This is a genomic window from Kitasatospora sp. NBC_01266 (genome assembly GCF_036242395.1).
Lineage (GTDB): Bacteria > Actinomycetota > Actinomycetes > Streptomycetales > Streptomycetaceae > Kitasatospora.
In genome coordinates this window covers 343,057-364,364 of record NZ_CP108458.1, presented here as the reverse complement: position 1 = coordinate 364,364, position 21,308 = coordinate 343,057, and the positions used below count along the sequence as shown (strand labels likewise).

15 protein-coding genes are annotated in these 21,308 nt (G+C 73.6%); 11 read left to right on the top strand and 4 right to left on the bottom strand.

The features are described 5' to 3' along the window. The first annotated feature begins 83 nt into the window (after window positions 1–83). Entirely contained in the window at window positions 84–899 is an 816-nt protein-coding gene (locus OG403_RS01600) for an alpha/beta fold hydrolase (RefSeq protein WP_329560760.1), read from the top strand. 59 nt (window positions 900–958) lie between these two features. Here the strand turns inward: OG403_RS01600 and OG403_RS01595 are convergent, their stop codons facing one another. Beyond that, window positions 959–2,839: a galactose oxidase early set domain-containing protein gene (locus tag OG403_RS01595; protein ID WP_329560758.1), complete on the bottom strand. Its 1,881-nt coding sequence runs from the start codon at window positions 2,837–2,839 to the stop codon at window positions 959–961. Between the two features lie 234 nt (window positions 2,840–3,073). On the opposite strand from OG403_RS01595, the gene OG403_RS01590 reads away from it, so the two are divergent. After that, complete coding sequence (locus tag OG403_RS01590; protein ID WP_329560756.1) at window positions 3,074–3,478, top strand: hypothetical protein; 405 nt, start codon at window positions 3,074–3,076, stop codon at window positions 3,476–3,478. A 114-nt stretch (window positions 3,479–3,592) separates the two neighbouring features. Further along, a complete protein-coding gene (locus tag OG403_RS01585) occupies window positions 3,593–4,024 on the top strand; it encodes a hypothetical protein (protein ID WP_329560755.1) in 432 nt (143 codons plus the stop codon). A gap of 17 nt (window positions 4,025–4,041) precedes the next feature. On the opposite strand, the gene OG403_RS01580 is transcribed toward OG403_RS01585, so the two are convergent. Further along, window positions 4,042–5,427 (bottom strand): glutamate-cysteine ligase family protein, encoded by a 1,386-nt coding sequence (locus OG403_RS01580; RefSeq protein WP_329560753.1) that lies wholly within the window; start codon window positions 5,425–5,427, stop codon window positions 4,042–4,044. Further along, the gene (locus OG403_RS01575; protein WP_329560752.1) at window positions 5,424–6,953 is read right to left on the bottom strand and encodes a flavin monoamine oxidase family protein; all 1,530 of its coding nucleotides are present in this window, start codon (window positions 6,951–6,953) and stop codon (window positions 5,424–5,426) included. The genes OG403_RS01580 and OG403_RS01575 overlap by 4 nt, the downstream gene beginning before the upstream one ends. A gap of 230 nt (window positions 6,954–7,183) precedes the next feature. Between OG403_RS01575 and OG403_RS01570 the strand changes: the two genes are divergently transcribed. The 3 genes from OG403_RS01570 to OG403_RS01560 all read left to right on the top strand — a co-directional run bounded on the left by OG403_RS01570 (window position 7,184) and on the right by OG403_RS01560 (window position 9,445). Then, window positions 7,184–7,651 carry a MarR family winged helix-turn-helix transcriptional regulator gene (locus OG403_RS01570; protein ID WP_329560750.1) on the top strand — a complete coding sequence of 156 codons (468 nt, stop codon included), beginning with the start codon at window positions 7,184–7,186 and terminating at the stop codon, window positions 7,649–7,651. 2 nt (window positions 7,652–7,653) lie between these two features. Then, on the top strand, window positions 7,654–8,133 hold the full coding sequence (locus OG403_RS01565) for a hypothetical protein (protein ID WP_329560748.1): 480 nt from the start codon (window positions 7,654–7,656) through the stop codon (window positions 8,131–8,133). Window positions 8,134–8,257: 124 nt separating this feature from the next. Next, window positions 8,258–9,445 (top strand): serine hydrolase domain-containing protein, encoded by a 1,188-nt coding sequence (locus tag OG403_RS01560; RefSeq protein ID WP_329560746.1) that lies wholly within the window; start codon window positions 8,258–8,260, stop codon window positions 9,443–9,445. Window positions 9,446–9,505: 60 nt separating this feature from the next. Here OG403_RS01560 and OG403_RS01555 read toward each other — a convergent pair whose 3' ends face one another. Beyond that, on the bottom strand, window positions 9,506–9,985 hold the full coding sequence (locus OG403_RS01555) for a carboxymuconolactone decarboxylase family protein (protein WP_329560745.1): 480 nt from the start codon (window positions 9,983–9,985) through the stop codon (window positions 9,506–9,508). A 97-nt stretch (window positions 9,986–10,082) separates the two neighbouring features. On the opposite strand from OG403_RS01555, the gene OG403_RS01550 reads away from it, so the two are divergent. The 5 genes from OG403_RS01550 to OG403_RS01530 all read left to right on the top strand — a co-directional run bounded on the left by OG403_RS01550 (window position 10,083) and on the right by OG403_RS01530 (window position 21,306). After that, on the top strand, window positions 10,083–10,667 hold the full coding sequence (locus tag OG403_RS01550) for a CGNR zinc finger domain-containing protein (protein ID WP_329560744.1): 585 nt from the start codon (window positions 10,083–10,085) through the stop codon (window positions 10,665–10,667). A gap of 115 nt (window positions 10,668–10,782) precedes the next feature. Continuing rightward, on the top strand, window positions 10,783–11,106 hold the full coding sequence (locus tag OG403_RS01545; protein ID WP_329560742.1) for a DUF6092 family protein: 324 nt from the start codon (window positions 10,783–10,785) through the stop codon (window positions 11,104–11,106). Then, window positions 11,103–11,651, top strand: coding sequence for a nitroreductase family protein (locus OG403_RS01540; protein ID WP_329560740.1), 549 nt, complete (start codon window positions 11,103–11,105; stop codon window positions 11,649–11,651). The genes OG403_RS01545 and OG403_RS01540 overlap by 4 nt, the downstream gene beginning before the upstream one ends. Before the next feature lie 104 nt (window positions 11,652–11,755). Beyond that, window positions 11,756–16,729 carry a non-ribosomal peptide synthetase gene (locus tag OG403_RS01535; RefSeq protein ID WP_329560738.1) on the top strand — a complete coding sequence of 1,658 codons (4,974 nt, stop codon included), beginning with the start codon at window positions 11,756–11,758 and terminating at the stop codon, window positions 16,727–16,729. A gap of 26 nt (window positions 16,730–16,755) precedes the next feature. Next, window positions 16,756–21,306 (top strand): non-ribosomal peptide synthetase, encoded by a 4,551-nt coding sequence (locus tag OG403_RS01530; protein ID WP_329560737.1) that lies wholly within the window; start codon window positions 16,756–16,758, stop codon window positions 21,304–21,306. Window positions 21,307–21,308 lie beyond the last annotated feature (2 nt).

Below are 21,308 nucleotides of genomic sequence, written 5' to 3'. Positions count from 1 at the left end.
CGCCTAACGTCGTTGCTGCGCAAGCGATCCGAGATCCGAGTGAGCCGAGACGCAGGCGCTCAACCGCAGACGGAGGGGACACCATGTTCTTCGAGACCCACGACGGCACCCGGCTCGCCTATGAGGAGTACGGGACGGGCGAGCCGATCGTCTTCATCGCCGGCGCGATGCTCAACACGGACATGTGGGAGTACCAGATCCCGTTCTTCGTCGATCGCGGCTACCGCTGCATCGCGATCGACCGCCGCGGCCACGGCCGTTCGGACCGCCCGGCGACCGGCTACGACATCGACACCACCACCGAGGACCTGGCCGCGCTGCTCGACCACCTGGACCTGCGCGACGCCACCCTGGTCGGCCACTCCACCGGTGGCGCCGAAGCCGCGCGCTACGTCGCCCGCCACGGCAACGCGCGGGTGGCACGCGTGGTGTTCCTCGCCGCGATCCTGCCGTTCATGAAGCTCACCGACGACAACCCCGGCGGCGTCCCCGAGGAGATCGCCGAGAACCTCTTCCAGCAGATCCGCACCGACCGGGGGAAGTGGATGGCCCGGCAGACCCAGGCGTACTTCGCCACCCACCTGGGCAACGACGTCTCCGTCGAACAGGCCGACACCACCTACCGCCAGTGCATGTCCACCGCGCCGTGGGCCAGCCTGAAGATGCAGCAGGCGTGCTTCTACGCCGACAACCGCGAGGCGCTGCGCCGGATCACCGTGCCGGCCCTGGTGGTGCACGGGGCCGCCGACTTCTCCGCCCCGGTCGACGTCACCGGGCGCCGCACCGCCGAGATGCTGCCCGGCTGCACCTACCGGGAGTACCCCACCGGCGGCCACGGCCTGTACGTCAGCCACGCCACCGAACTCAACAACGACATCCTGGAGTTCGTGAAGGCCTGAAGCCGGACAGCCCCGGGGGCCGCCGGTCGGCGGCCACCCGGGGCCGGGGGCGTGGCAGGTCAGGCGTTCGGGTCCAGCTGGACCCACTTGGCCATGCTGGGCACGCCCTTGTCGTTGAGCAGGAAGAGCATGTAGTAGCCGGGCGTGGCCGCCTCGGCCGTCGTCGGCGACTTCAGCAGGAGCTGGTTGCGGCCGGTGTTGGCGATCGGCAGCTCGATGTAGCGCTGGCTGGTGTCCACCGAGTGGGTCGAGGTGATCGGCGCGACCAGCACGGCCTTGCTGATCCCGGTGGAGCTGGTGCCCACCGGGAAGTACTGGTTGTAGCCGACCGCGCTGTTCGGGACGCTGTTCAGGTCCGGGCGGGGACCCTGGAACAGGTACGGCGGCTCGTAGATCTCGATGGTGCCGTTGGCGTCCGGGTTCTTGATGTCCGGGTTGCTGGCGAGCTGCTGGAGCTCGTCACCGGTCACCATGATCCGGCCGTCCGGCAGCAGGACCGCGTTGGAGTGGTAGCCGCGCGGCAGCCGCTGGGCCGGGCCGAGCGTCCAGGTTCCGTTCGGAGCGCGCAGCTCGGTCTGACGGTACTTCAGGTCGGCGTTGGGGTTGTAGTCCCCGAAGCCGTAGTCGCGGATCCCGTAGGAGCCGTTGACGGTGAACAGTTGGCCGTTCGGCAGGATGAGCGTGTCGTCCTGGGCACGGCCGAAGGCGCGCGGTGTGTCCGTGCTCCAGCGGCCGCCCGAGAACCGGTAGGTGTTCTTGTCGTCGTGGTTGCCGCCCAGCACCAGCACGGAGTTCGGTCCGGCGGTGCCGTTCGGCAGGGCGACCGCCGAGCCGTACATCCGCAGGCCGCCGTCCGGGCGGTTGGGCAGCGCGGTGCGGGTCTCCTTGGCCGGGTCGAACAGGAACTGCTGGTCGGCGTCGCGGCCGAAGCCGTAGACCTTGCCGTCGTTCAGCGCGAACAGGTGCGGGTAGTCCATCCGGTACGGTGCGTCCGCCTTCTGCCACTGGTACACCGGGTTGTTCGCGGTGAAGTTGTCGCCGTACGGGACGTCGGACGTGTTCACCGGGAAGCGCTCGACCAGCGGGGTGGGGGTGCCCCAGCCCAGTTCGGTCTGGCCCGACATGATCAGCTGCCGGCCGTCCGAGGTGGTGACCACGGTGGGGTACCACCGGCCGACCGCCATGTCCTGCTGCTCCAGCCACTTCTCGTGGTACGGGTCGAAGACCATCGAGAACCTGGCCCCGGAGCCGTTGTTGCCGCCGAAGTTGCCGCCGAAGACCCCGACCATGCCGTTGGGCAGGTAGGCGTGTCCCGCGCAGAAGAGCGGTGCGGGACGCGGTTCGTTCTTGCCGTCGTCCAGGTTGACGGTGGGCGGCGGGACGGCCTTGAAGGCGTCCGGTCCGGTGCCCAGGCTCGGGTCCCACAGGTAGGCGCGGCCGGCGTTCTCCTTGCCGATGGTCTGGGTCGGTGCCGGTTCCACCTGCGGGTTGGTCTCGATGCGCTCGAAGGAGAAGAGCAGCACCTTGCCGGTGGGCAGCAGGGCGATATGGGCGCCGAAGTCCGGGGACTTGAAGTAGTCGGTGAACCGGCCGTACTTCGCGAGGTCGGGGAACTTGGCGTTGAGCGCGGCCTGCGAGTCGGTCAGGGACTTGAACCGCAGGGTCCGCACGGGGTCCGGGTACTCGCCGACGGCCCGCAGGCCGATCCGGTCCCGGGCCATCGACTCGGCGGCGGGCCGGCCGAAGGCCGTCACCTCCTCGGCCCGGACCTCCGCGTTCAGCTGCTCGGGAGTGATCCGCAGCGCGCCCGAACCGCCGGGCAGATCAGCGGCGTAGGCGGGAACGTCCGACAGGGGTGTGGTCAGTACTGCTGAGCTGGTCAGAGCGAGAGCGATGGCGGCGCCGGCCGCCAATGTCGCTGACAGTCTCCTGCGTGACATGGAACTCCTCGCATCGGGCGCAGGGGCCGATGGCGGCCCGGGCGCCGCACGGATGGTAGCTAACGGTGATCAGAGAAGCACTCCGGCCAGTCGGTTCGCATGCGGACACGCTTTGCGGCGTCCGGATTGCTCCGTGGGTCAGCTGACCGTCCATCACGCTGCGTGTCGGTCGGTGGAGTTGAGGAGGGCCATGCTGGAATGGCCCGAAAGTCGCTCAGGGGAAGGAACGCCTCGATGATCAGCACCACCCGCATCAGCCTGGCGGCGGCCGCAGCGGCCGCCCTGCTCGTGGTCACCGCCGGAAGCAGCGCGGCGGCAGGCCCGAGGAGGAGCATGCAGCCGCACGCGATCAGCTCGGACGTCCTTGTGAACGGTGCCGACGGCACCGAGCGGACGCTGAGCTGCCCGCCCGACGAGAACGTCCTGAGCGGTGGGTTCACCGTCTCGGCCGGGGCAGGGCACACCCTGGACACGACGCCGGCCGACGTGCTGGCGAGCCGGCCCACCGTCGACGCCACGGGCTGGATCGTGGCGGTCGGCAAGCGCGAGCTGGCGTCGGGTGAGAAGGCACCGTCGGTGCCGGCCGATCTGACGATCCAGATCGTGTGCACCGAGGGCGAGTCGGGCCCGGGCGCCTGACGCGCGGCGTTCGGGGCAGGACGTCCGACCCGGCGCCCGCGCCGTCGGCCGTCCTGCGGCCGTTTCCCCGGCGCCGTTGACGTCGCGGCGCCGGCGCCGGTTCAATGAGCGGACATGAGGCGGTATCGGGGGGCGGGGCCGGCCGTCGCGGCGGTCGCCGTGCTGGGCGCGGTCGTCGGCTGCGCCGGGCTCAACGGAACGGTCACCTGCGCGGGAGCGGAGATACCCGCACCCTCGGTCCTCCTGGACGTCTCGGCCTGGCTGCCCGGGCACCCGCAGGCGACTCCGCGCGCCTGCGTCGACGCCTCCTGCGAGACGCTGTCCGGCGCCACGATCCGACCCGGTACGTTCCCGCTCCCCGTCGGGGGACACCCCGACCGCACGGTGACGGTGACGGTCAGCGCGGACCAGGGCGGGCGGCAGGTGCTCCAGGTGAGCCGCCGGGTGCGCATGGTCCACCACCAGGAACACGGCCCCTGCGGGACGTTCGGCTGGTGGCAGGCCTCCGTCTCTCTCACCGCGACCGGCGCGCTCCAGCCCCACTGACCTGGACGCTCCGACGGCTACTCGGCCTGGACCCGGTAGGCGGCGACGTATCGTCGGGGGTCGCCCCGCAGGTCGGTCTCCCAGCGGGCCAGGCACTGCTCGGCGAAGGTACGGCCGGTGGCGAGGATCTCGTCCAGCGGGTCGAGGTGGCCGAGCACCTCGGGGGGTTCGCGTCCGGCCCGGACCTGGGCGGTGAGGCCCGCGCGGGCCAGCCGGAGCAGCTCGGTGGCGAGTTCGGCGACCGGTGAGTCGCCGAGCCGGGCGCGCAGGCCCTCGAACGGGAGGGAGTCCAGCAGGGCCTGGTACTCGCGGGCGGTGTGGTGGCGCAGCAGTTGCCAGGCGGCCTGGCAGGACGGGGGATGGTAGCCGAGCCCGACCCACAGGGCGGGCAGGGCCGGGATGCTGTGGTGGGGCGGTCCGTCGGCACTGCGCAACTCGAAGGTGCGGCGGACCCGGACGTCCGTCCAGAGCTGCGAGAGGTGACCGGCCCAGTGGGCCGGGGTCACCGTCGAGCCGTCGTCGAAGCCGCTGGTCAGCAGGTCGGCGAAGGGCCGGTCCGGGGCGGGCCGGTAGCGGCCGTCCGCCGTCCGGTAGTAGATCATCGGAATCCGCAGCGCCCAGTCGATGACATCGTCGACGCTCACGTCCGGGCGCAGTGCGGGCTCCAGGAGGCCGCACCGCCGAGGGTCCATCCGCAGCCAGTTGTACGAACGGTGCGACAGCATCCCGTTCGAACGGCCGCCGGAGATCGGCGAGTTGACCAGCAGGGCGGTGACCACCGGGGCAGCCGCGACCAGCATCCGGAGTTTGCGGGTGAAGTCCGCCGCCGAGAGGTGGTCCAGGTGCACCTGGGTGGAGAGCGACATCGACATGATCGTGGTGGCCCGGCCGGCCGGTTCGCCGGTGCGGGCGAAGTAGTCCCGCATCACGGCGCCGCGGCTCATCGGGACCCAGGAGACGGTGTCCAGCTGCTCGAAGGGCAGTTGGGCGCCCGGCAGCAGCGCCAGGCCGAAGCGGTCGGCCAGCGCCGCCAGCCGGCGCAGCGCGGCCTCGGCCTCGGTCACCGCCCGGCCCAGGCCGACGACCGGGGTGGAGGAGTACTCCAGCTGGCCGCCGTGCTCCAGGGTGAGCTGGCTGCCGTCGGGCAGGGTGACGCCGGTCAGCCGGCCGGTGTCGGTCTGCGGTTCGCCGCCCCACTCGGCGAGCGCCGTCGCGAGGACGGCCCGAACGCCGCGGGCGCCCTCGTACCGTGCGGCGCGGCCGGTCCGCGGGTCGACCAGGCCGTTCTCGATCTCCAGTCCGACGCGTTCGACGGGCGTGCCGGTGCGGGCGAAGGGGGCGCGCAGCTCCTCGCGGTCCAGCGCGGGCGGGCCGGGGCGGCCCGGTCCGGGAGTGCTGGTCATGCCACCCTCGTGGTGCGCTCGATCGCGACGTGACGCCCGCGGTCGAGCAGCCGGCTGACCGCCGCGAGGGCGGACTGCGCGGCGCCCTGGCACCAGGCGTGCGCGCCGGACAGGTGCTCGCCGGCGAAGAAGATCCGCGGGTCCCCGAGCGGATGCGGGTCGCCCAGCACGGCCAGGTGGCGCAGGTGCTCGCCGGGTGCGAGGTGGGCGAACGCGCCGCCGGTACCGACCTGTTCGTCCCAGTTCCAGTGCACGATGTCGTCCACGTCGGCGCGGATGCCGGGGTGGAGCTGCTCCAGGCAGTCCAGGACCAGCCGGTCGCGGTCGGCCGGCGCCAGGGCGGTGAAGCGGCGGGCGTTGGCGCCCCAGAGGTAGGCGCCCAGCAAGGCCGCGGGTTCCTCGGAGCGCTGCCGGTCCCGGGCCACCCAGTGCGGGCCGGCGCGGCCGTCGATCCGGTGCGCCGCCGGGCGGGCGTTGTCCGAGGGGTACCAGCACTGCTGGATCGGCAGGTCGGTGAAGCTGCCGCCGCCGAAGATCCCGTCCTGCGACTCCCACCGGCGCCGGGTCAGGTGCAGCAGGGTCTTGGCGCTGCTGGCGTAGCTGATGCCGCGGATGGCGTGGCGCTGCGGGTGCGGCAGTCCGGGCCGGACCGTGATCCGTTCGAGCAGCGGAGCCGGGACGCAGCACACCGCGAAGTCGGCGTGGTCGGTGAACGGCCGGTCCAGTCGGGCGCCGTGGACCGTCACACCGGTCGCGGTGACCGCCAGCTCGTCGACCCGGGTGGACAACCGGAGCGTGTCGGGCGGCAGTTCGCGGACGAAGGCACGGATCAGGGTGTCCGTCCCGTCGACCAGTTCCAGCTGGCTGGTGTGGAACAGGCCGAAGTAGTCGACCAGCACCTCCAGCAGGGAGGACTGCTCGTAGTGGGTCAGCCCGCTGGCGTGCCCGACCAGGTCCCAGGCCTCCTGGGAGAGGTGCTTGCTGACGAACTGCCAGAGCGACACCGAGAGCAGCGGCTCGAGCGCCGGGTCGTCCCAGCGGCCGCCCAGCACGCGCAGTTGCCGGGCGACGCCGAGCTGGGTCCAGACCGCGCCGAGCAGGCGGTCGAGCAGGCCGGCCGGCGACTGCTGTTCGGCGGGGCGCAGCGCGAACGCGGGGAAGAGCGTGTGTGCGTCGTGCACCCGGGCCCGGTGGCCGCGCAGGTGGTAGAGGGCGGCCGGGTTGTGGTTGACGAACGGGCGGGTGGCGAGTTTGAACCGCCGGACGTAGTGCAGCACGCAGTGGTGGTTGCCGGGGATGCGCATCGCGCCGAGGTCCGCGTGCGTGCCGTCCCAGAACCGGTGGGTCCGCACGCGGCCGCCCGGCTGGTTGGAGCGCTCGTACAGGGCGACCTCGAAGCCGCGGCTGTGCAGCTCGTACGCGCAGACCAGGCCCGCGACGCCGGCGCCGATCACGGCGACCCGGTGCCGGGCGTGGGCCGTGCGGCCCAGCAGGTGGTGCGGATACGCAAAACTCTCGTCGAACATCGGCACCCCTGCGTCGTGGCGTGGTGTCGGTCACCCTTCAGCCTTGGGCAGGCCGCCGGTGCGGGCCACCCGGGGCGCTCACGCGGCGTGACGGCCCGGGCTCGCCGCCCCGGGCGCACCGGCCCGGCGGGGCGGCGGGTATCGGCCGTTCGAGGGAGCAGTCTGCGCCGAGGGCGAGCGTCCTGCGGGATTAGTAGCCAAGGATATAGTATCCATGTACTGTATCTGCCATGAGCGCAGCATTCGAGGGTTCGACGCCCGGCTTCCTGGTCTGGCGTCTGTCGATGAAGTGGCGGGTGGCCGTCGACCGGGCGGTCGGGCCGCTGGGCCTGACCCACGCGCAGTACTCGCTGTTGGGTTCCCTGGTCGGTCTGGAGAGGTCCGGGTTGCGGCCCAGCCAGCGCCAACTCGCCGACCACACCGGCCTCGAACCGCTCTACGTCTCGAAGCTGGCCCGCGCCCTGGAGGGCGCCGGTCTCATCGAGCGCGTCCGGGACCCAGCCGACACCCGCGCGGTGCGGTTGTCCCTCACCGCGCATGGCCGCGAGGTCACCGGTCGCGCGATCACGATCGTCCGGCAGCTCCACGAGCAGCTCCTGGAGCCGCTGGGCGGTCTGGGCGGGCAGCGCACCGAGGCGTTCTCCCGTGAGCTCGCGGTCCTTCTCGAGGTGCCGCTCGAATTCCCGACCAAGGAGTAGCCATGTCCACCACCCCGACCGTCAACGGCCAGGTCATCGGCCAGGCCCACTACGCCAGCCGGGCCGTCCTGGAACGCGTGCTGGCCCGTACCGGCACCACCTTCCACCAGTCGCTGGCCCTCAACGCCACCGCCGGCAGCGGCGAGGCCATCGGCCGGGAGCAGTTGGTCGCCCGGATGACCGGCGCCCTGAAGATCGACAGTGCCACGGCGCTGGCGGTGATCGCCGAACTGACCGGTGCGGCGCTGCTGGAGACCGTGCCCGGGGACGGGCGCGGGGCCGGAGGTGGGGACGGGCTGCGGCTCACGGACGCGGGCCAGGCGCTGAACCGCGAGATCCGCGCAGCCGCCGCTGAGATCGCCGCTCGGCTGTACGACGGCTTCTCGGCCGACGAACTGGCGACCGCGGGCCGCCTGCTGACCGTGGTCACCGCCCGGGCCAACGCCGAACTGGCCGCCGGCCAGGAGGTGGCAGCGCGCTGATCCCTGGTCGGCCGGCCGTCAGGAATTCTTCGCGGGGCGGGAATCTGTGCGGCCTGGACCGGGGTTGTGCAGGTGCCGGTGATCATCAGGACCGGTGGAAGCGACTGATCAAGTGGGGGCAGGCATGTCGAAGGAGAGCAGCGCGGCGGCCGGGACCGCCGTCGTGCACGGGACCGTGGCCGAGGGATTCGAGGCGGTGCGGGCGGAGTTCGAGGCGTTCGCGGCCGCCGAGCCCGTTGATCCGGGTGCGCAGCTGGCGGCCTATCAGCACGGGCGGCTGGTGGTGGACCTGTGGGCGGGCGAGGTTGCCGGCGACTCGCTGACCGGGGTCTTCTCGGTGACCAAGGGCGCCGCGCACCTGGTGGTGGCCCTGCTGGTGCAGGAGGGGGTGCTGGACCTCGATCGCAGGGTCGCGGACTACTGGCCTCAGTTCGCGGTCGGCGGCAAGGGCGCGGTGACCCTGCGCGAGCTGATCTCGCACCGGTCCGGGGTGATCGGCGCGCAGGACGGCTTCAGTGACGAGGAGTTGGCCGATGACCGGGTCATCGCCGAACGGCTGGCCGGGCAGCGGCCGTTCTGGCAGCCCGGGGCGGGCCACGGTTACCACGCGCTCGCGATCGGCGCCCTCACCGGCGAGGTGGTGCGCCGGGTGACCGGCAGCAGTGTCCAGGAGATCTACGAGGAGCGGGTCCGGGCACCGTACGGTCTCGACCTCTTCCTCGGGCTGCCGCAAACGGAGCAGCACCGCTACCGCGAGGTGCTGCCGATGCTGCCGACCGCCGAGCAGCAGGCCGCCCTGGCCGACGGCCCGCGCCCCGGGCGCTACAACCGGCTCGCGATCGCCTTCAACACCAGCGCCGACCCTTCCTTCGACCTGGTCCGGTTCGTCAACTCGCCCGCCTCGCTGGCGAAGAGCCCGGCCTCGATCGGCGCTGCCGGCAACGCGCGCGGCATCGCGGGCATGTATGCGGCGATGCTGGGCGGGTTCAACGGCCGTGGCCCGCTGCTCGAGCCGGACACCGTTGGCGAGTTCGCCAGGATCCACTCGGTCGGGCATGACCTGGTGATCGGCGAGTTGACCGCCTTCGGCCTCGGCTTCGAGGCGCTCGGTGTGGGCTACCCGGCACTGGGCGCGGACACCTTCGGGCACTCCGGCGCGGCCGGCGCACTCGCCTTCGGCGACGCCCGGACCGGCCTGGCCTACGGCTACACCCGGCGCCGCTTCGCCTTCCCCGGCGGCGCCGCGCCGGAGAACGAGCGGCTCTCCCGGGTCGTCTACCAGGCCGCGCTGTCCGGTTCGGCGACCGTCTGACCTTCTCGCCCGGGACCCTCGCCCGGGACCGTCGCCCAGGGCCGTCGTGGAGGCGCCGCGTCAGCGCTCCGCCGCCGCGACGGCCGCGAACGCCTGGCCGGCCGCCCGCAGGCCGGCCAGCGCCTTCGGGACGCCGACGTAGGGGGCGAGGTGGACCAGGCTCTCGACGATCTCCTCGCGGGTCATGCCGATCCGCAGGCTGCTGCGCACGTGTCCGACCAGCTGCGGTTCGACGCCACCGAGTGCGGTGAGCGCGGCCAGGTTGAGCAGCTGCCGGTCGCGCAGCGCCAGGCCGTCGCGCTGGTAGGTGCCGCCGAACAGGGCGGTGACGATCCAGTCGACGAAGCCGGGAGCCAGCGTCTCCAGGCCGGGCAGCGCGGCCTGGCGGGTGGCGGCGTCCTGCAACTCGTCCAGCAGGGCGTAGCCGGCGGCCCGGTCGAACGTGGCGGGCGCGAACTGGCCCTGGTGCTGGCCCTGGTGCTGGGTTCGGCCCTGGGTCCGGCCCTGGTGCTGGGTTCGGCCCTGGTGCTGGTCCGTCATGGGTGCGTCCCTCCGGAAGAAAGCCGAGTAACGGCTGACCCGTTACCGATGGCGGCACGCTAGCACGATGTAACGCCCGAGGCGTTACGCTTTCCTCATGCCTGCCGACGACGACCGCCTCGCCTTCCGCTTCGACTGCGGCGCCACGTGGCTGAACCTGCTCGCCACCCGGGGCCGCAGCTTCAGCCCGGAGCCGGTCGAGCGGATCGCCACCCCCGAGCGCCTCGCCGACTGGTTCGCGCGGAGCGAGCTCGCCCCCGAGCGGCCGGTGGGCGCGGGCGACCTGGCGCAGGCCTGGCAGCTGCGCGAGACCCTGCGCCGGCTCGCGCTGGCCACCGTCGCCCAGCAGCCGCCGCCGGCCGAGGCGGTCGACGCTCTCGGCGCCTTCCTCGCCGCACACGACGACCCGATCCGCCTCGCCGCCGACGCGCGCCTGCGGCGCGGCGCCCCGCCCACGGCCGCCGCCGCGCTGGCCCGGATCGCCCGCCAGGCGGTCGACCAGCTCACCGGACCCGAGCGCCACGCGCTCAAGGCCTGCCCCGAGCACGACTGCCGGGGGGTCTTCAGCGACCCGGCCGACCGCCGGCGCTGGTGCCCCTCACCCGCCTGCGCCAGCCGCGGCCGGGTCCGCGCCCTGCGCGCCCGCCGGGCGGCAGCGCAGCAGGAGGCGCAGCCGGACTGACGGCACCGATCCGATGGGCCGCGCGAGCGCGCCGGCGGGAGAATGCTCAGGACGGCCACCGGTGCCGGCGGGCAACAGCCGGAGCAGGCGGCCCACGGAGTGGAAAGGCGCCGCCGTGTCCGCAACTCTCGTCCTCGACGAAGACGATGCCGTCGAACTCCTCGCCTACCTGGTGACGGCGGCCCGTACCCAGCTGGACGAGGCGGCCGAGTACGCGCCGCTGCGCCTGCTCACCGCGGCGGGCCGGCTGGCCGACCTGATCGAGCCCGGGGCGAGCGCCGGGCTGCGCCCGTTCCTGGACGACATCCGGCAGGGCTTCGCCGAGACGGCTGTCGGCGCCGGGGACCCCGAGGGATACGTCGACCGGCTCGACGCGCTGTGCCGCGCGGTGGCCGTGCACCTGGTGACCTCGCTCGGCCTGGACGGGAGCACCCCGTGAACGACACCACCGGGCCCGGCGACGCCGTGCTCCGGGCGATCCGCACCCGCCGCGTCGTGCGGGCCATGACCGTGGAACCGGTCGATCGACGCCAGCTCGAGGCCGTCCTCGACAGTGCCCGCTACGCGCCGCACGCCGGCAACCGGCGCCTGCACCGCTACGTGGCCGTCACCCGTCCCGCGCTGCTGCGCGCTCTGCGGATGGTCTCGCCGGGCATGCTGCAGCGCCCGAGGGCCGCCATCGTCGTCTGCGTGGACTGGGCGCGCGTCGAGAGCTACGGATTCGGCCCGGCCAACCCCGGTGCCTACATCGACGTGGGCACCGCCGCCGCGACCATGCTGCTCGCGGCGCACAGCATCGGCCTGGGGGCCGGGCCGGTCACCTCGTTCAGCCGGGCCGCGGTCGGCACCCTGCTCAACCTGTCCGAAGGCCTGCGCCCCGAGCTGATCATCTGCCTCGGCCACCCGGACCGACAGCAGCAGCCGCCCATGCGGCGTCGCGGCGGGCAGGCCTGGGCGGACCTGATCCAGTGGGAACGGGGCTGAGCCCAGAAGGTCGGGCAGCGGCAGTTTGGCCGCCGGCCAAACTGCCGCTCTCCTGCCTCGCGCACTGCCCTTGCCGGGTGGCCGGGCGCGGTTGGCTTGCGGGCATGGCCGAGTTGAAGAGTTCGCCGCTGAGTCCGGAACCGCTGCCGGAACCGCTGCTGGAACCGTTGTCGGAACCGCTGCTGGAACCGTTGTCGGAACCGCTGCCGGAACCCGCACCGCGACCGGGGCCCGTCCCCGGGGCGCCCGCCTGTCCGGAGCTGATCGCCGCCGTCGCCCGGCGCGCTCCGTCGCGGCCGGCGATCCGGGTGGCGGGCCGCACCATCGACTACGCCGAGTTGGAGCGGCGCAGCGAGGCGCTGGCCGGGCGGCTGGCGGGGCTGCTGCCCGGCCCCGGCGGGGTGGTGGGAGTGCGGGCGGCGGACCGGGTGGAGTATGTCGTCGCGCTGCTGGCCGCGTTGAAGGCCGGCGTCGCGTTTCTGCCGCTCGACCCCGAGGCACCGCCGGCGCGGGTGGCGGCGATCCTCGCGGACAGCGGGGCGGTCCTGCTGCCCGACGCCGACGCCGACGCCGACGCCGACGACGCCGACGCCGCCCCGGACGCTGCGGGGGCCACCGCCGTCGGGCGGCGGTTCGCGGACCCGGGCGAGGTCGCCTATGTCATCTACACCTCGGGGACGACCGGGACGCCCAAGGGCGTGGCCGTCGGCCGCGGGCCGCTGGACGGGCATCTCGCCACCGTGCGGGAGCGGTTCGGGATCACGGCGGACGATGTGGTGCTCCAGTTCAGCGCGCCGTATGTGGACGTCTGGGTCGAACAGGTGCTCACCGCGCTGACCGCCGGGGCCTGCCTGGCGATGACCGAGGAGCGGGTGACCGCGCCGGCGGAGCTGGCCGCGCTGATCCGGCGCGAGGGCGTCACGGTGGCGAACCTGCCGGCCGGGTACTGGCAGGAGTTCACGGCGCTGCTCGACCACTGCGCGGGCGAGTTGGCGAGCCTGCGGCTGATGGTCTGCGGCAGTGACACCATGCCCGCCGCCTCGGCCGCGCGCTGGCTACGGGAGACCGGGATACCGCTGCTGAACGCCTACGGGCCGACCGAGGCGGTGATCACCAGCCTGCTGCACGAAGTGCGCGCCGCCGGGGCGGGCCGCTCGGTGCCGATCGGCCGGAGCCTCGGCGAACGGGAACTCCACGTGCTGGACGAGAGGTTGAACGAGGTCCCGGTCGGGGTGACCGGGGAGCTGTGCATCGGCGGGGCGGCGCTGGCGGTCGGCTACCTGAACCGGCCCGCCCTGACGGCGCAGCGCTTCGTGCCCGACCCGTTCAGCCCGGTCCCCGGCGCGCGGATGTACCGCACCGGCGATCTGGTGCGCCGACTGGCGGACGACACCGTGGAGTTCGGCGGGCGCCAGGACGATCAGGTGAAGCTGCGCGGGTACCGGATCGAGCTGGGGGAGATCGAGAGCGCGCTGGCCGCGCACCCGCAGGTGGCGACCTGCGCGGTGACCGTGTACGAGCCGGTGCCGGGGGAGAAGCGGCTCGCGGCGTATGTCACGGCCGAGGGGAGCAGTATCCCGCGGCCGGACGAACTCCAGCGCCACCTGCGGGCCGCGCTGCCCGAGTACATGGTGCCGGCCGCCTTCACGCTGCTGCCCGCGCTGCCGCTGACGGCGGGCGGCAAGATCGACCGCCGCGCGCTGCCGGCCCCGGCCGAGGCCCGGCCGGACGCGCCGAGCCGCACGCAACACGAGTTGCCGAGCAGTGAGTTGGAGCGCCTGCTGGCCGGCATCTGGTCCGAGACCCTCGGCGTGGACGGCATCGGCCTGGACGAGAACTTCTTCAACCTCGGCGGGGACTCGCTCACCGCGCTGCGGGTCGCGGGCCGGATGCTGGAGACCCCGTACGCGGCCGTCTCCCACGTCACCGTCTTCGAGGCGCCGACCGTGCGGGAGTTGGCGGCGGCGATGACCGCGGCGAGCGCACCGGCCGACGCGGGACCGGAACTGACCCGGCGGCAGGCCGCGACGGCGCCGCTGTCCGGACTGCAGCGCGGCCTGTGGACGCACGCCCAGTTCAACCCGGACTCGACGGCCTACAGCATTCCGTGGGTCTTCGAGCTGGACGGCCCGGTCGAGCTGACGGCGCTTCAGCTCGCGCTGGACGGGCTGGTCGCGCGGCACGAGGTGCTGCGCACCACCTTCGCCACCGAGCGCGGCGAGCCGCGCCAGCTGATCCACGCCGAGCGGCCGGCCCCGATCGCCGTCACCGACCTGACCGGTCTCCCGGAGAGCGGGCGGGGGCCCGCCGCGACGGCGGCGATCGAGCAGGACGCCCGAGCGCCCTTCAGCCTGGCCGACGGGCCGCTCTTCCGGGTGCGGCTGATCCGGCACGGCGCCGCGCGCAGCACCCTGGTCGCGGTCTTCCACCACATCATCTGGGACGAGTCCTCGCTGGGCGTCTTCGAACGCGAGCTGGGCGAGCTGTACGCCGCCGCGCTGGCCGGGCGTGAGCCGCAGCTGGCCCAACTCCCGGTGCAGTACGCCGACTACAGCAGCTGGCAGCAGGAGACGCCGCAGCAGCGGCATCTCGACTACTGGGCCGAGCAGTTGCGCGGCGCCCCGCCGATCACCGCGCTGCCCACCGACCGGCCGCGCAGCGAGCAGGACGCGCCGCGCGGGGGCAGCCACCGCTTCGAGATCCCGGCCGGGACCGCCGAGCGGATCCGCGAGCTGGCCCGCGCCGAGGAGGCCACGCCGTTCACCGTGCTGCTGGCCGCCTTCGCCGCGCTGGTCCACCGCCGCACCCGGGGCGAGGACCTGGTGATCGGCACACCGGTCACCACCCGGAGCCGACCGGAACTCGACACTCTGATCGGCTACTTCGTCACCATGCTGCCGCTGCGGCTGAACGTCGGCGCGGGGCTCGCCTTCCGCGACCTGGTCCGGCACGTCCGCGACACCTCCTTCGACGCCCACGCGCACCGCGACACCCCGCTGGACAGCATCGTCAACGCGGTGCTGGACGATCGCCGGCTCGACGTCAGCCCGCTCTTCCAGACCGCCTTCGAGCTGCACCCGGGCAGTGGATCGGCGGTCCGGCTGGGCGACTTGAGCGGCACCCGGCGGCTGCACGCGCACCAGGTGGCCAAGTTCGAGCAGGTCTGGATGATCGAGGACCCCGGTACGGCGCTGCGCGGCTGGATCGAGTTCGACGAGCGGCTGTACGACCGGGCGACGGTCGCCGGGTTCTGCCGGGAGTGGATCGAGTCGCTCAGCCGGTACACCGAGGACCCCGCCGCCCGGGTCGGCGAGCCGGCCACCCCCGCCCGCACGGTGGTCGAGCTCTTCGAGGAGCGGGTGCGGGCCTGCCCCGAGGCCGTGGCGCTGGTGCGCCCGGGGGTGGCCGAGTGGTCGTACCGGGAGCTGAACGCGCGGGCGAACCAGGTGGCCTGGTGGCTGCGGGGCCACGGGGTGGGGGTGGGTGACCGGGTGGGTCTGCACCTGGCGCGCTCGCCGCAGTGCGTGGCGGCGATGCTGGGGGTGCTGAAGGCGGGAGCGGCGTACCTGCCGCTGGAGCCGGGCGTGCCGTTCGAGCGGTTGGCGCACTTCGTGCGGGACGCGGCGCCGGTGCTGGTGGTGAGCGCCGATCCGGTGACGGCGGCGGGTCTCGGGGTACGGGTGCTGGACCTGGCCGACCCGGAACTGACGCATCATCACATCACTGACCTGGGTGTGGAGTTGTCGCCCGAGGATGCGTTCTACGTGCCGTACACCTCGGGCTCCACAGGGGAGCCGAAGGGCACGCTGGTGCCGCACCGCGCGGTGCCGGGGTTCTTCGCGGGCCAGGGGTACGCCTGCTGGGGGCCGGGATCGACGGCGGTGCTGCACTCGGCGCTGAGCTGGGACGGGCACGTTCTGGACCTGTACCCGGCGCTGCTCTCCGGTGGCCGGGTGCTGATCCCGGAGCCGGGCGACACCGACCCGATCAGCGTCGCGCAGTTCGCGGCCGAGCACGGCGCGAGCGTGCTGCTGCTCAGCGCCGCCGCCTTCGGCGCCGTCGTCACGGCCGACCCGGGCCTGCTGAAGAACCTGCGGGACCTGCTGCTCGGCGGCGACCGGATTCCGGCCGACCACTTCCGCCGGATGCTGACCGAGCTGCCCGGCGTCAATGTGGTGCACGGCTACGGCCCGTCCGAGGCGACGGTGTTCGCCACCACGCACCAGGTGCGGCCGGCGGACCTGGAGCGGACGGTGGTGCCGATCGGCCGCGCGCTGGGCGACCGGATCGTCCATGTGCTGGACGAGCGGCTGCGGCCGAGCGCGCAGGGCGAGGCGGGTGAACTGTACATCGCAGGACCGGCGCTGGGGCACGGCTACCTCAACCGGGCGGCCCTGACGGCGCGCAGCTTCCTGCCCGACCCGTTCGGCACCGAACCGGGTGCGCGGATGTACCGCAGCGGCGACCTGGTGCGCCGACTGCCGGACGGCGTCCTGGAGTTCATCGGCCGGCGGGACGGTCAGGTGAAGCTCCGCGGCTACCGGATCGAGCTGGGCGAGATCGAGAACGCGCTCGCCGCCCACCCGCGGGTCGCCACCTGCGCGGTGACCGTGTACGAGCCGGCCCCGGGGGAGAAGCGGCTGGCGGCGTACGTCACGGCCGAGGCCGGCGCGGCGCCGCAGGCCGCGGAGCTGCGCCGGCACCTGCTGGCGACGCTGCCCGAGTACATGCTGCCCGCGAGCTTCACCCTGCTGCCCGAACTCCCGTTGACCGCCCACGGGAAGGTCGACCGCAGGGCGCTGCCCGCGCCCGACCCCGCCGCCGGGCGGTCGGCGGACCCGGGCGCCGGTCACCAGCCGCCCGCCGGCGAGCTGGAGCGGTGCGTCGCCGAGGTCTGGTCCGAGGTGCTCGGGGTGCCGGACATCGGCGTCGACGACAACTTCTTCCAACTCGGCGGGGACTCCCTGCGCGCGGTGCGGGTCGCGGTGCTGCTGGCCGAGACGCTGGCCCGGGAGGTACCGCCCCGGCTGATCTTCAGCTGCAAGACCGTCTCGGCCCTCGCCGCCCAACTGTCCTGAGGCCGGCCCACAGAATTGGAGTGATCATGGGCAACTACCATGCCCTGACCCGGCTGCACGCCGACCGGGCACCGGTGTCCGGCCTGCAGCGCGGCTTGTGGTTCCTCGACCAGCTCACCCCGGGCAGCGCCGCGTACAACATCCCGTGGGTGCTCGACCTGGACGGGCCCGTCGAACTGACGGTGCTCCAGCAGGCGCTGGACGCGATCCTCACCCGGCACGAGGCACTGCGCACCACCTTCGCCGTCGACCGGGACGAGCCCTGCCAGCGGGTCCATGCCCGGCTGCCGGTGCCGATCGCGCTGACCGAGCTGAGCGCGCTGCCGGCCGACCAGCGCGCGGCGGCCGCCGCGGCCGCCGTGGCGCAGGACGCCCGGGAGCCGTTCAGCCTCGCCGAGGGCCCGCTGCTGCGGGTCCGGCTGATCCGGCACGCGGACCAGGCCGCCGGCCCCGGCGGTGAGCGGAGCACCATCGTCGCGGTCTTCCACCACATCGTCTGGGACGAGTGGTCGATGGGCCTCTTCGAGCGGGAGCTGACCGAGCTCTACGACGCGGCGCTCACCGGCCGCACCCCCCAGCTGCCCGAACTGCCCGTGCAGTACGCCGACTACAGCGCCTGGGAGCAGTCCACCCCGCGCGAGCGGGACCTGGCCTACTGGCGGCAGCGGCTGAGCGGCGCGCCGGCGGTCACCACGCTGCCCGCCGACCGGCCCCGCCCGGCCCGGAGCAGCGCCCACGGGGACACCTACCACTACGAGTTGGCGCCCGGCACCGCCGCCCGGATCCGCGAGCTGGCCCGCTCGCTCGGAGCCACCCCGTTCACCGTGCTGCTGGCCGCCTTCGTCACGCTGGTCCACCGGTACACCCGGGAGTCGGACCTGGTGATCGGCACTCCGGTGTCCACCCGCAGTCGCCCCGAACTCGACCACCTGATGGGCTACTTCGTCAACGTGCTACCGCTGCGGCTGAGAACCGGGGCCCGGCTCACCTTCCGCGAGCTGGTCGAGCAGGCCCGGGACACCGCCTTCGACGCCTACGGCCACCTGGACACCCCGTTCGACGGCATCGTCAACGAGCTGGCGGTCGATCGCGCGGGCAACCACCCGCCGCTGGTGCAGCTGCTGTTCGGCGCGCACACCCAGGACCCGGCCGAGCTGCGGCTCGGCGGTGCCGCCGGCCGGGGCCGGTCGCAGCCCAACGGGACCACCAAGTTCGACCTGATCTGGTCCACCTACGACGACGGCGAGCTGCACGGCGAGGTGGAGTTCAGCACCGACCTGTTCGACCGGGCCACCATCGCCCGCCTGGCCGCCGCCTGGCGGGAGTTGTTGGAGCAGGCGGTCAGCTCGCCGGACACCCCGCTCGGCGTGCTCGCGCTGGTGCCGGACGCCGGGCTGCCGGCCCTGCTGCCCCGGCCCGCCGAACCGGCCGGTGCCCTGCTCCCGCTGCACACCGGCTTCGAGCAGCGGGTCGACCGGCAGCCCACCGCCGTCGCGCTCACCGACGGCACCCGCTCGCTGAGTTACGCCGAGCTGGACACGGCGGCCAACCGGCTGGCCCACCACCTGCACGCGGCCGGCGTGCGGTGCGGCGACCGGGTCGGCCTCCACCTGGACCGCACGGTGGACGCAGTGCTGGCGATCCTCGCCGTCCTCAAGACCGGCGCGGCCTATGTCCCGGTCGACCTCACCGCGCCGAGTGACCGGCTGGCCTTCGCCTTCGCGGACGCCCAGGTGCGGGTGGTGGTGACCGACCAGGTGGACGGCGCGGCCGACGGACCCTGGCGGACCGTGCACCTGCACCGGGAGGCCGACGCGATCGCGCACCGCCCCGCGCACCGGCTCGAGGTGGCGACCACCGCCGAGGACGTCGCCTACCTCATCTTCACCTCGGGCTCCACCGGCCGGCCCAAGGGCGTGCAGATCACCCACCGGAGCGTCGGCGAGCTGATGGCCGCCACCGCCGGGCGGCTGGGGATCGGCGCCGGCGACGTGGCCACGCTCTTCCACTCCTACGCCTTCGACGTCTCCGTGTGGGAGATCTGGAGCGCGCTGCTGCACGGCGGCAGGCTGGTCGTGGTCCCCTACCTGACCTGCCGCTCGCCCGCGGAGTTCGCCGCGCTGCTGGCCCGCGAGCAGGTCACCCTGCTCTCCCAGACCCCCTCCGCCTTCCGGCAGTTGACCACCGAGCTGGAGGAGCGCCCGCGCCCGCTGCCGCGGCTGCGCTGGGTCCTGCTGGCCGGCGAGGCGCTGGACCCGCCCGCGGTGCGCCGCTGGTTCGCTCTGCCGGAACCACCGCCCGCCGTGCTGTGCAACCTGTACGGCACCACGGAGACCACGGTGCACGCCACCGCGCACGACGTCGAGGCGGATACCGCGCGGGAGTTCGACCGCAGCCAGGTCGGCTCGGTGCTGGGGCACCTGACCCAGGTGGTGCTCGACGACCGGCTGCGGCCGGTGCCGGTCGGCGTGCCGGGCGAACTCTTCATCGGGGGCGAGGCGTTGGCGCACGGCTACCTGAACCGGCCGGGCCTGACGGCGCAGCGCTTCCTGGTCGACCCGTTCAGCCCGGTGCCGGGAGCCCGGATGTACCGCACCGGCGACCTGGTGCGCCGGCTGCCCGGCGGCGGGCTGGAGTACCTCGGCCGGCGCGACGGGCAGGTGAAGGTCCGGGGTTACCGGATCGAGCTGGGCGAGATCGAGAGCGCGCTCGCCGCCCACCCGTCGGTGGCCAGCTGCGCGGTCACCGTCCACGAACCCGAGCCGGGCGACCGCAGGCTGGCCGCCTACCTCAGCGGCGCACCGCAGGCCGCGCCGGACCCGGCCGAGCTGCGGCGCCACCTGCGGACCACGCTGCCGGAGTACATGGTCCCGGCCAGCTTCACCGTGCTGCCCGTGCTGCCGCTGACCACCAACGGCAAGATCGACCGGGCCGCGCTGCCGGAGCCCTCCGCGGCGCTGGTGATCCGCGCCGAGGGCGAGCGGGTGGCGCCGAGCGGTGACCTGGAGGTGCTGGTGGCCAAGGTCTGGTCCCAGGTGCTGGGCGTGCCGGAGATCGGCGCCCAGGACAACTTCTTCCACCTGGGCGGGGATTCGCTGCGCGCGGTGCGGGTGGCGAGCGCGCTGCGGGCGGCGGGCTGGAGCGTGCCGCTGCAGGACTTCTTCGCCGAGCCGACCGTGGCGGCGCTGGCCAAGGTGACCACACCGGACCTGGCGGGTGCCGAAGAGCCCCTGGAGCAGCGGCCGTTCGCGCTGATCCAGGCGGCCGACCGAGCGGCGCTGCCCGACGGTGTGGTGGACGCCTACCCGACCGCGACCATGCAACTGGCCATGGCCTACCACATGGAGCTCTCCGGGGGCACCGACAGCTACCACAACGTCAACAGCTACCTGGTCACCGGCGCCTTCGACGCGGCGCTCTTCGAGCAGGCCGTCACCGAGGCGATGGAGCGTCATCCGGTGCTGCGAACCTCGATCGACCTGATGTCCTTCGGCGAGCCGCTCCAGCTGGTGCACGCCAGCGTGGCGCCCCCGGTCGAGGTCACCGACCTGCGGCGGCTGCCGGAGCCGGCCCGGCAGGCGGTGGTGCGCCAGGAGTTCGAGCGGCTGCGGAGCACCGGCTTCTCGCTCGGCAGCGCCCCGCTCTTCGCGGTCAGCGTGCACCTGCTCGCCGAGGACGCCTTCCAACTGACCGTCGCCGAGCACCACGCGATCCTGGACGGCTGGAGCTTCACCTCGCTGCTGTCGGAACTGCTGCGCCGCCACGCCGAGTTGCTGGCGGACCCGGAACGCCCGCCGCTGGCCGCGCCGAAGTCCGGCTTCGGCGAGTTCGTCGCCACCGAGCGCGCGGCCGCCGCCGACCGGGCGGCGCTGGACTTCTGGCGCGACCGGCTGGCGGGCGTGGACGGCACCCTGCGGCCGCGCGCCGACCTCGTCCCGGTGGCGGGCGAGTCGGGCGTGCGCAGCACCGAGAAGCTGCTGCGCGGTGTCGGCGCCGCGCTGCGGCTGGCCGCGGCGAACAGCGGTGGCACACCCAAGAGCGCCGCCTTCGCCGCCCACCTGATGGCGCTCGGCCGGATCACCGGCGCGGCCCGGGTGACCAGCGGCCTGTCGGTGAACGGCCGGCTGGACCGGGACGGTGGCACCGAGGCGCTCGGCCTCTTCCTGAACACCGTGCCGGTCAGCGCCGCGGTGGACGGCGAACCCCGCGCGCTGGCCCGGCTGCTGCACGAGCAGGAGACGGCGATGCTGCCGCACCGCCGGATGCCGTTCGCCGCCCTGGCCCGGATGATGTCCGGCACCGCGCTGGACAGCAACTTCGGCTTCCTGCGCTTCCACGCGCTGGGCCGGCTCGCCGAGGGAGCGGCCCAGATCGTCAGCGACAGCCTGCGCTTCGAGCCCACCATGCGGCACGAGCCGACCAACTTCACGCTCAGCGCGGCCGTGGTACTGGACCCGACCTCCGACGACGGCCTGCTGCTGGTCGACCACGACCGGGCCAGGCTGCCCGAGCGGGCGGCGGTCGAGTACACCGTCGCGTACCTGGCGGCGCTGGACGCGCTGACGACCGGCCGCTGAAC